The following is a 10,162-nucleotide window of genomic DNA, read 5'->3' on the forward strand; positions in this document are numbered from 1 at the left end:
CGTCTTCTCCCCCTTTAAACAAGCTCTTTTTCATATGGTAAAACAGTATCTGGATAAATTTCTGTTGGATATCGTCCTGTAAAACAAGCTAAACATTGTCCGCAGTTCGGTTCAGCATTCGAACGTCCGATGCCTTCCATCAGTCCTTCTACGGAAATAAACGATAAAGAATCAGCACCAATAATCTCACGAATCTCATCAACCGAATGCTTAGATGCGATTAGTTCTGCACGTTCAGACGTATCGATGCCGTAATAGCATGGATGCGCGATCGGTGGCGCTGTTATGCGCACATGAACTTCTGTAGCGCCCGCAGCACGCAGCATCTTCACGATTCGACGGCTCGTTGTTCCACGTACGATCGAATCATCGACCATCACGACTCGTTTTCCTTCTACGATTCCTCGAACCGGTGAAAGCTTCATCTTCACACCTAGTTCACGAAGCTCTTGAGAAGGCTGGATGAACGTACGACCGACATAGCGATTTTTAATCAAACCGATCTCATATGGTATACCGGATGCTTCCGCATAACCGATTGCAGCTGAGATACTAGAATCAGGAACACCGGTTACAACATCCGCTTCAATCGGCGCTTCTTCATACATCTTTTTTCCAAGACTTTTACGGGCCGCATGAACGTTGATTCCTTCGATGTTGCTGTCAGGTCTTGAAAAATATATATATTCCATCGAGCACATGGAGCGTTGAACAGAAGTCGAGAACGTATCAACTCTTAGTCCGTCTTCATTAATGATCAAAAGCTCTCCCGGCTGCACGTCACGCACGTACGTTGCCCCAACCACATCGAACGCACACGTTTCAGATGCGACCACATACGCATCACCAAGCATACCGAGTGACAATGGGCGTAAACCGTTCGGATCGAGTGCAACCATCATCTCGTTCTCTGTCATCACTAAGAACGCATACGCACCTTTTAGCATCGTTAAAGCGTTCTGTACTTTTTCTTTTAATGTAAAATAACCGCTGCGCTTGATCAGATGAGCAAGGACTTCTGTATCTGAAGTCGTTTGAAAGATGCTTCCTTGCGATTCTAGCTGATGTTTTAAAGCGTTGGCATTTACGAGATTACCGTTATGAGCAAGTGCAAGTGAACTTGTTTGAGAACGGAACAAGAGTGGCTGAACGTTCGCAAGTTCATTTCCTCCTGCCGTAGAATACCGAACATGGCCAATTGCACCATGTCCGATCAATCCTTCGAGCTCCCCTTTGCTGAACACATCGTTAACAAGTCCGCTTCCTTTATGTGTTCTCAGGCGCTCACCGTCTGTTACAACGATACCTGCTCCTTCTTGTCCGCGGTGCTGCAAACTGTGCAGACCGTAATACGTGAGTTGTGCGGCATCTGGGTGACCCCAGATCCCGAACACACCACATTCTTCGTTTAAGCCTTTGATGTCAGCAAGCATGGAATAGCTCCTTTCCAGGCGTCTTGCATCTCCTGGAGCGTGCAGGATAACAACTCTTCACCCTGCTCATTATCGATCGCTAGACCGCTCTCAGAACGTACAAAACCTATAATTTTTGCGTCTTTTACAAGCTGTTGGAACTCATCTTGATGTTCAGGTTTTACTGTGACTAAGAAACGGGATTGAGATTCTCCGAAAAGACTTCCGATCGGCTCATCTGTTAACGTTACGCTCGCTCCTACTTTTCCGTCCATTACAGACTCAGCAAGTGCAACAGATAGTCCGCCTTCTGCAACGTCATGCGCAGATTGGATCAAGCCTTTTTGAATCGCCGCTAAAAGCTCACGCTGTCTTGTTTCTTCTACTTCTAGATCGATGTGAGGCGCTTTACCAAAAATGCGTCCTTCTTTCATCTTCTGAAGTTCACTTCCACCAAACTCCGCTTTACTCTCACCGATAACATAGATTATGTCGCCAGCTTCTTTAAAGCTTTGCGTCACGATATGCTTCGTATCTTCAATAAGCCCGACCATACCGATTACTGGTGTCGGGTAAACCGCTACACCGTTCGTTTCGTTATAAAGAGATACGTTACCGCCGATAACCGGCGTTGCGAGTTTGTTGCATGCCGCACTCATACCGTCAGCTGATTTCTCTAACTGCCAGAAGATCTCTGGCTTTTCAGGATTTCCGTAGTTCAAGCAATCTGTCACCGCAAGAGGCTGTGCTCCTGAACATACAAGATTACGAGCTGCTTCAGCAACAGCGATCATGCCGCCTACTTCTGGATCTAAATAGAGATAGCGAGAGTTACAGTCAGTTGTCATCGCTAACGCTTTTTTCGTTCCACGAATGCGTACGACTGCTGCATCCGATCCAGGTGCTACAACCGTATTCGTTCGCACCATGTAGTCGTATTGGTTGTAAACCCATTCTTTACTTGCGATCGTTGGTTGCTTCAAAAGAGATAGCAACGTAGATTTGAAGCTAGTAATCTCTGGGAAGTAGTCTGCTTGCGCTTGGAACTCACCATAATAAGCAGGTTCTTTTGATGGCTTATGATAAACCGGAGCATCTTCTGCAAGAGCATCTACCGGCACATCTGCCACGATCTCACCATTATGCGTAAGACGCAGTACTTGCTCTTCGATAACCGTTCCAACCGTTACGCAATCTAGATCCCATTTTGCAAAGATCTTTTCCACTTCATGCTCACGGCCTTTTTCAACAACTAACAACATGCGCTCTTGAGATTCGGAAAGCATCATCTCATAAGCTGTCATTCCTGTTTCACGCTGTGGAATAAGGTCAAGATTCATCTCGATTCCCATTCCCGCTTTACTTGCCATCTCAGCGGACGAACTTGTAAGACCTGCAGCACCCATATCTTGAATCCCAACAAGTGCATCACAGTTGTGAATAAGCTCTAAGCACGCTTCCATAACGAGTTTCTCCATAAAAGGATCTCCAACTTGAACCGCTGGACGCTTTTCTTCTGACGCTTCAGAAAGCTCTTCCGATGCAAACGTTGCACCATGGATTCCGTCACGGCCAGTTTTCGCCCCAACGTACATCACAGAGTTTCCAGCACCCTTTGCTTGGCCCTTTTTAATATCCTTATGATCGATCAGACCCACACACATCGCGTTCACGAGCGGATTGCCTTCATATGACGGGTCAAATTGAACTTCTCCTCCAACCGTCGGAATTCCGATACAGTTGCCGTAACCTGCGATCCCCGCTACTACTTGCTCGAACAAATACTTCACGCGCGGTGATTCTAGCTCTCCAAAACGAAGCGAGTTCAGCATCGCGATCGGACGCGCTCCCATCGAGAAAACGTCACGGATGATTCCGCCGACACCTGTTGCAGCTCCTTGGTAAGGCTCGATTGCTGAAGGATGGTTATGAGATTCGATCTTGAAAACAACCGCTTGACCGTCACCAATATCCACAATTCCAGCACCTTCACCAGGACCTTGAAGCACACGCTCACCCTTCGTCGGGAACTTGCTTAGAACAGGCTTTGAATTTTTATAAGAACAGTGCTCACTCCACATAACAGAGAACAGTCCTGTTTCTGTCCAGTTAGGAGATCTGCCGATAATCTTTTCTACGAGTTCAAACTCTGAATCACTTAAACCCATCTCACGGTATAATCTTTGCTTCTTAATTTGTGAACTTGTTGGTTCATGTTGCAGCGACATAACGTTCCCTCCAGCTCTTCACAATAGATTGAAATAATTTAAGACCATCTTTGCTACCTAAAAGCTCATCAACCGCGCGTTCCGGATGTGGCATCATGCCTAGCACGTTGCCTTCTTCGTTCGTGATACCTGCAATGTTTTCAACCGATCCGTTCGGATTGTTCCTATACGTGAATACGATCTGGTTGTTTGCCTTTAGCTGTTGCAGCGTCTCTTCATCGCAATAATAGTTGCCTTCACCATGTGCGACCGGAACGGAGATTACTTCACCTTTTTCGTACTGAGTCGTGAAGATTGTCGATGTGTTCTCAACGACTAGCTCTTCTGGCTGGCAGATGAATTTCAATGATTCATTGCGGCGCATCGCTCCTGGCAGGAGTCCTGTTTCTAGTAAAATCTGAAATCCGTTACAAACGCCAAGAACTGGTTTTCCTTCACGTGCTGCTTTAACCACTTCTGTCATCACGTTCGAGAATTGCGCGATAGCGCCAGAGCGGAGGTAATCTCCATAAGAGAAACCACCAGGCAATAAAATACCGTCAAATTGATTTAAGTTCGTTGCATCGTGCCAGACGTACTCAACTTCAGCGCCGAGCTCATCTTTTACAGCATGATACATGTCAGTGTCACAGTTTGATCCTGGAAAAACGATTACAGCAAACTTCACTGTGCGACAACCTCCTCCACCTCGTAGCGGTAGTCTTCGATCACAGGATTCGATAAAAGTTTCGAGCACATGTTCACGATTTTCTCATCAAGATCGTAATCGCCTTTTTGAAGCGTTAACTCCAGATACTTACCAATACGTACATCTTCAACCTCTGACGACTGTCCCATTTTGTGAAGTGAGCTCATTACTGCCTTACCTTGTGGATCTAATACACTCTCTCTTAATGTTACATACACCTTTACTTTGTACATGATAGGCCTCCTAGACGTTGTAGTATTTTTTCATAAGCATCTGTTAAACTTCCTAATCCTCGGCGGAATACATCTTTATCGAGTTTCTCGTTCGTTTCTGCATCCCATAAACGGCAAGTATCAGGAGAAATTTCATCAGCGAGCATAAGGTTTCCGTTAGCATCTGTTCCGAACTCTAGCTTAAAGTCGACGAGCTTTACGTTCTTTTGAACAAAATAAGACGTGAGCACTTCGTTGATTTGAATCGCTTGTTCTGAAATCTGACTGAGCTGTTCTCGTGTTGCCAAGTTCATGATGTCGATATGTTCTTCCGTAATAAGCGGATCGCCAAGGTCATCGTTTTTGTAATAAAATTCGACGATCGTGCGTGGAAGGATCTGACCTTCAGGGATCCCGGTACGCTTTGATAAAGAACCAGCCGCGATGTTGCGGACAACCACTTCTAAGGGGATGATGGTCACCTTCTTTACGAGCTGTTCGGTTTCGGATACTCGTTTTACGAAGTGGGAGTGAATTCCCTTCTCTTTGAGCAGTTCAAAAAGGATAGATGAGATCTCGTTGTTCAGTCTTCCTTTTCCTGCGATCTCGGCTTTTTTCTCACCGTTGAACGCTGTTGCTGAATCTTTGTAGCTGACCCAGACGATTTCTTCGTCGGTTGTGCGGTAGATGCGTTTTGCTTTTCCTTCGTATAGCTGCTCTAACTTCTCCATCCTGACCCCTCCGTTATATGAAGATTCCCAATATTCAATCTTTTAAAAAAGGCAAAGAGAAAGAGAGTTCAATATATCACTCTCTTTTTAGTTGAAGTACTTCAAAAAAGCTTGTTTAATCTTCGTAGTTTGAAAGAGGTTGATTTCCGTTTCAGATACTCGCTTTCCGCGGGGCGTGCGGTGAGCCCCTCGCCGCTATGCGCCATTGAGGGTCTCACCTGCCCACTCGTCCCGCAGGAGTCTCGCATCTTACACTTCAATCAACTTTTCAATGATGTGCAAACGTTAAAGATTTAAAAACTTACCATTTATAAAAGCAATTCTTCGTATATAAAACCCTTTAAAGCCCTAATCTGTCGAAGATTGTGTCTACGTGTGACAGATGATAACTGTAGTCAAAGCATTCAGAGATTTCTTCAGGTGTTAACTTTTCAGTGATTTTTTGTTCGGCTTCTACTAATGTTCTGAACTGTACGCCTTCTTCCCATGCTTGCATCGCTTTTGGTTGGACAGTGTCATATGCTTCTTCACGTGCCATTCCTTTATCGATCAATTTTAGAAGAACGCGCTGTGAGTAGATCAATCCGTACGTGCGCTCCATGTTGCGTTTCATGTTTTCTGGGAACACGGTTAAGTTCTTGATGATGTTGCCAAAACGGTTCAGCATGTAGTTCAATGCGATTGTTGCATCTGGTAAGATCACGCGCTCAGCTGATGAATGCGAGATATCACGCTCATGCCATAGAGATACGTTCTCATATGCTGTCATCATGTAACCACGGATCACACGAGCAAGACCTGTCATGTTTTCAGATCCGATCGGATTACGTTTATGCGGCATTGCCGATGATCCTTTTTGACCTTTTGCAAAGAACTCTTCTACTTCACGCGTCTCACTCTTTTGAAGACCGCGTACTTCTGTTGCGAACTTCTCAATGCTCGTTGCGATAAGTGCCAACGTTGACATGTAATGAGCATGACGGTCACGCTGCAATGTTTGCGTTGAGATCGGCGCGGCTTCAAGTCCAAGCTTTTCACACACATATTTTTCAACGAACGGATCGATGTTCGCATACGTTCCAACGGCTCCAGAAATTTTTCCGAAACGAACCGTATCAGACGCTTGCTTGAAGCGCTCCACGTTACGCTTCATCTCTTCGTACCAAAGAGCAAGCTTCAATCCGAACGTTGTCGGCTCAGCATGTACACCATGCGTACGACCCATCATCACGGTATATTTATGTTCTTTTGCTTTTTCAGCAAGAATCTCAACGAAACGATCTAGATCTTTTGCTAAGATATCGTTTGCTTGTTTAAGTAGGTAGGAAAGAGCTGTATCAACAACATCCGTTGAAGTTAGTCCATAATGTACCCATTTACGCTCTTCACCAAGTGTTTCAGATACTGCTCGTGTAAACGCAACAACATCGTGGCGTGTTTCTTCTTCGATCTCTAGGATGCGGTTGATATCAAATGACGCGTTTTCGCGAAGCTTCTTCACGTCTTCTTTCGGAATATCTCCTAGTTCTGCCCAAGCTTCACAAGCTAGAATCTCTACTTCAAGCCACGCTTGATATTTGTTTTCGTCCGTCCAGATCGCTCCCATTTCAGGGCGTGTATAGCGTTCAATCATTGTGTTACCTCCGTTTTGTTATCACTTAAAAATAGTGCGGACACTTTTTCTGCTTTTTCTAGTGCCTGTTCAATCGTATCACCTAAAACCGTGATATGCCCCATCTTTCGTTTCGCTTTCGCTTCTTTCTTTCCGTACAGATGAAGTTTCGCTTCTCCTAAATTTCCTATCTCGCGTAACACAGTCTCATGATGTTCACCTAATATGTTGATCATCACGGCTGGTTTTATTAATTCTGTATTGCCAAGCGGCCAATTGCATACTGCGCGGACATGCTGATCGAACTGTGAAGTCTCACACGCTTCAATCGTATAGTGCCCGGAGTTATGCGGGCGTGGCGCGAGTTCGTTCACATAGATCGTACCGTCCTTTGCGACGAACATCTCTACGGCAAGCGTACCAACAAGCTCTAACTCCGTTGCGATTGACCCCGCTAGGAGCTTTGCTTGATCCGCTGTTTTGTTCGTGATGCGTGCTGGCGCAATCGTTTGATGCAGGATATTCTCTTTGTGTATATTTTCTGCGATCGGAAACGATTTAACCTCACCGCTCACACTTCTCGTTATAATCACCGATATTTCTTTCTCAAAGTCAACCCAAGCTTCTAGCACACAATCTGTCTCTTTTTCTAAAAGTGTTGCTGCAATCTCAAGATCACTTTCTTGCTTGATCACAAACTGCCCTTTCCCGTCGTAACCGCCTCTGCACGTTTTGAGTACAGAAGGATAACCCAGTTCTGCCACCGCTCGTTGTAGTGAACGAAGATCGGTCACAGGACGATACGGAGCTACAGGAACACCTGCTTTTTGAAGTGTTTCTTTCTCTTTCAAACGGTGCTGAGTGACTGCTAAGAGGCGGCTTCCTTGCGGTAAGTTTGCGTTCTCTTCCAACCAGTTCGCACTCTCTGCATCTATGTTTTCAAACTCATATGTGACGACATCACTTTGTTCTGCAAGCTTCTTAATACCTTCTCGGTCATCATAAGCTGTTGTAATTTGATAATCCGCAACTTGCCCGCATGGTGAATTATCACCTGGCTCTAAAACAACAACGTTCAATCCCATCTCACGAGCGCTCAACGCCATCATGCGGCCAAGCTGACCTCCGCCAAGTATACCAAGTGTTTGTTGTGGTTTTATCGTCTTAAACAAGAAGCTCACTACTTTCGATCGCCAATTGTTGTGCTGTAGCACGGCGTTGTTTTAAACGTTGTTTGACTCCTTCATCATGTACGGCTACCATCTGTGCGGCTAAGAGCCCAGCATTCGCTGCACCAGCCTTCCCGATCGCAACTGTCGCGACAGGAACACCCTTTGGCATCTGAACGATTGATAACAGTGAGTCCATCCCGTTAAGCGCTTTGGATTGAACCGGAACACCGATTACAGGCAGGATCGTTTTTGCTGCGACCATACCTGGCAAGTGAGCTGCTCCGCCTGCTCCAGCAATGATTACTTCAATCCCTCTTTGCTCTGCTTCTTCTGCGTATTGAAACATGAGGTCCGGTGTACGGTGTGCCGAAACCACCTTCTTCTCGTAAGCTACTTCTAGTTCATCTAATAGGTCACACGCTTCTTTCATTGTTTCCCAATCTGAAACACTTCCCATGATCACGCCAACTTTAGCCATGGTAGCCTCCTTATTGTCAGAAAATATAAAAAAGTCCAGTTAGTATGCTTCTCCCTAATATGAGAGAAAGCAGCCAACTGGACATACGTATCCGATAAAAATAGACAGAAAGATGCTTTCCCTCATAGTCTGATAAAATAACGGTCATCAGGTAGAGACTTACGGGCCATATCCCCGAAATTATATGAGGGCTTTATTCTTCTGATTTTATTGTAGCAATGATTGTTTTGTTTTGTCAACAAAAATCGAACATTAAGTTGTATATTACATTTAATGTTCGTGTTTTGGTCACTATTGAAGGAGTTTGCCTTCAAATACAATTCTTTGTTCCTTTACTTCTGGTTCCATTCTGCCGTTGCGCTTCACTTCATGAAACACAGGCTCTTCCATACGTCGGACCGGTGTATAGCCTTCGTTAGCCATACGATCCAAACAATCAGAGATCGTTTCTCCTGCTTCAACAGCAAACTTCTTTTTAGAAGGTTTCTTCTCCATCTGTTACCTCCTGATACCCTTAACCCAAAATCCACCATGAAACGCTTTAGGTTCATGTGAAATAATAAACGCCTTCGGATCTAAATCCTTTACCGTATTATATAGGTTCATTTCTGATTTACGTGATGTTAAGATCTCCATCATCAAACGCTGTCCTTCACGACCTTCAGCAAGCCAGTTCGTAACCCCATAGCCTTTGTTGCGAAGCTCGTTCGGCAGGCCGCCTTCGAGATTTGTCGTGATTACGTTAACAGTAGTATATCCAAGTGCAAGCTTTTCTTCAATCTTCATTCCTACTAAAACACCAATTCCATAACCAACCGCATACGCAATCAAGTTTTGAATCTCATTTAAGTTATCAAGAACCAGCCCGAGGCCCACCACATAGATAATGACCTCAAACACACTAATAAAGGCAGCTAAGTACCTTTGTCCTTTCAACGTCAGGATCATCCTGATCGTAAAAAACGATACATATACAATATTGATCAATAATATGATCCCAACCATGACGAACGCATTATCTAACATGATGGCAAGCCTCCCAAGGTGAAAAATACTTCGTTAAGGATAACACTTTTTGGACAAGTTGGAAACTGGAGAATTGATGCAAAAGCAGTTGTAGATTTTAGGGGAGTTTAGTAGGAAGTTTGGCGGATATCTCTATTGAAAGTTTGGTGGCCACCAAACTTCCTTTTTCATGGTTTGATGGTGTTGGTTTAGCTGTTTGTGTGCTATTAGGAGTATCAGCAATCATTCTTTGCTGAAGAATATCGCGTGTTGGAAGATGGCTCTGGCCATCTTCTTCCTATTTTGAGGGTTGTGAGGGGGGTGAAGCATTAAGCGTGCGTTCCGAGAATACCACACTGGGTATCTCCTGACCCTAATTAAGTCTAAATAAGAAAAATTAAGTCAAAATGAGAGCGAATTAAGTCGGAACAGACCACAATTAAGTCTAAAAGCAAAAATAAAGGCGGTTCGCTAAATTCCGACAATCCATCTTAGTTCTATTTTGTACCTAAATTAAATTTATTGATCTATTTTATTTATTATTTACTAAACAAACAAAAAAAAGATGGAACGAACATAAAGTTCGTCCCACCTTCTTTGCCTAGCGACGTCCTACTCTAACAG

Annotated in this window: 10 protein-coding genes and 1 riboswitch; all 10 genes read right to left on the bottom strand. The window is 44.5% G+C overall.

What is annotated here, in order from left to right:
* Nucleotides 1-14 precede the first annotated feature (14 nt).
* On the bottom strand, nt 15-1,433 hold the full coding sequence (purF, locus tag IHV11_RS18945; RefSeq protein WP_137791368.1) for an amidophosphoribosyltransferase: 1,419 nt from the start codon (nt 1,431-1,433) through the stop codon (nt 15-17).
* A complete protein-coding gene (gene purL, locus IHV11_RS18950) occupies nt 1,409-3,640 on the bottom strand; it encodes a phosphoribosylformylglycinamidine synthase subunit PurL (RefSeq protein ID WP_197195909.1) in 2,232 nt (743 codons plus the stop codon). Before purL ends, purF begins: the two co-directional genes overlap by 25 nt.
* A complete protein-coding gene (gene purQ / locus IHV11_RS18955) occupies nt 3,624-4,307 on the bottom strand; it encodes a phosphoribosylformylglycinamidine synthase subunit PurQ (RefSeq protein ID WP_197132205.1) in 684 nt (227 codons plus the stop codon). Before purQ ends, purL begins: the two co-directional genes overlap by 17 nt.
* A complete protein-coding gene (gene purS, locus IHV11_RS18960) occupies nt 4,304-4,561 on the bottom strand; it encodes a phosphoribosylformylglycinamidine synthase subunit PurS (RefSeq protein WP_197195910.1) in 258 nt (85 codons plus the stop codon). Before purS ends, purQ begins: the two co-directional genes overlap by 4 nt.
* Nucleotides 4,549-5,271, bottom strand: coding sequence for a phosphoribosylaminoimidazolesuccinocarboxamide synthase (purC, locus tag IHV11_RS18965; RefSeq protein WP_197195911.1), 723 nt, complete (start codon nt 5,269-5,271; stop codon nt 4,549-4,551). Before purC ends, purS begins: the two co-directional genes overlap by 13 nt.
* A gap of 340 nt (nt 5,272-5,611) precedes the next feature.
* Nucleotides 5,612-6,904, bottom strand: a complete 1,293-nt coding sequence (gene purB / locus IHV11_RS18970; protein WP_144704474.1) for an adenylosuccinate lyase — start codon at nt 6,902-6,904, stop codon at nt 5,612-5,614.
* A complete protein-coding gene (gene purK / locus IHV11_RS18975) occupies nt 6,901-8,055 on the bottom strand; it encodes a 5-(carboxyamino)imidazole ribonucleotide synthase (protein WP_197195912.1) in 1,155 nt (384 codons plus the stop codon). The genes purB and purK overlap by 4 nt, the downstream gene beginning before the upstream one ends.
* Nucleotides 8,048-8,533 carry a 5-(carboxyamino)imidazole ribonucleotide mutase gene (purE, locus tag IHV11_RS18980; protein ID WP_197195913.1) on the bottom strand — a complete coding sequence of 162 codons (486 nt, stop codon included), beginning with the start codon at nt 8,531-8,533 and terminating at the stop codon, nt 8,048-8,050. The genes purK and purE overlap by 8 nt, the downstream gene beginning before the upstream one ends.
* Before the next feature lie 105 nt (nt 8,534-8,638).
* A riboswitch (purine riboswitch) is annotated at nt 8,639-8,741 on the bottom strand.
* Nucleotides 8,742-8,824: 83 nt separating this feature from the next.
* Nucleotides 8,825-9,028 carry an NETI motif-containing protein gene (locus tag IHV11_RS18985; RefSeq protein ID WP_197195914.1) on the bottom strand — a complete coding sequence of 68 codons (204 nt, stop codon included), beginning with the start codon at nt 9,026-9,028 and terminating at the stop codon, nt 8,825-8,827.
* A 3-nt stretch (nt 9,029-9,031) separates the two neighbouring features.
* Nucleotides 9,032-9,559: a DUF2179 domain-containing protein gene (locus IHV11_RS18990; RefSeq protein ID WP_066390813.1), complete on the bottom strand. Its 528-nt coding sequence runs from the start codon at nt 9,557-9,559 to the stop codon at nt 9,032-9,034.
* Nucleotides 9,560-10,162: the final 603 nt, after the last annotated feature.

This window comes from Fictibacillus sp. 26RED30 (assembly GCF_015903845.1).
In the GTDB taxonomy this organism is placed as follows: Bacteria; Bacillota; Bacilli; order Bacillales; family Fictibacillaceae; genus Fictibacillus; species Fictibacillus phosphorivorans.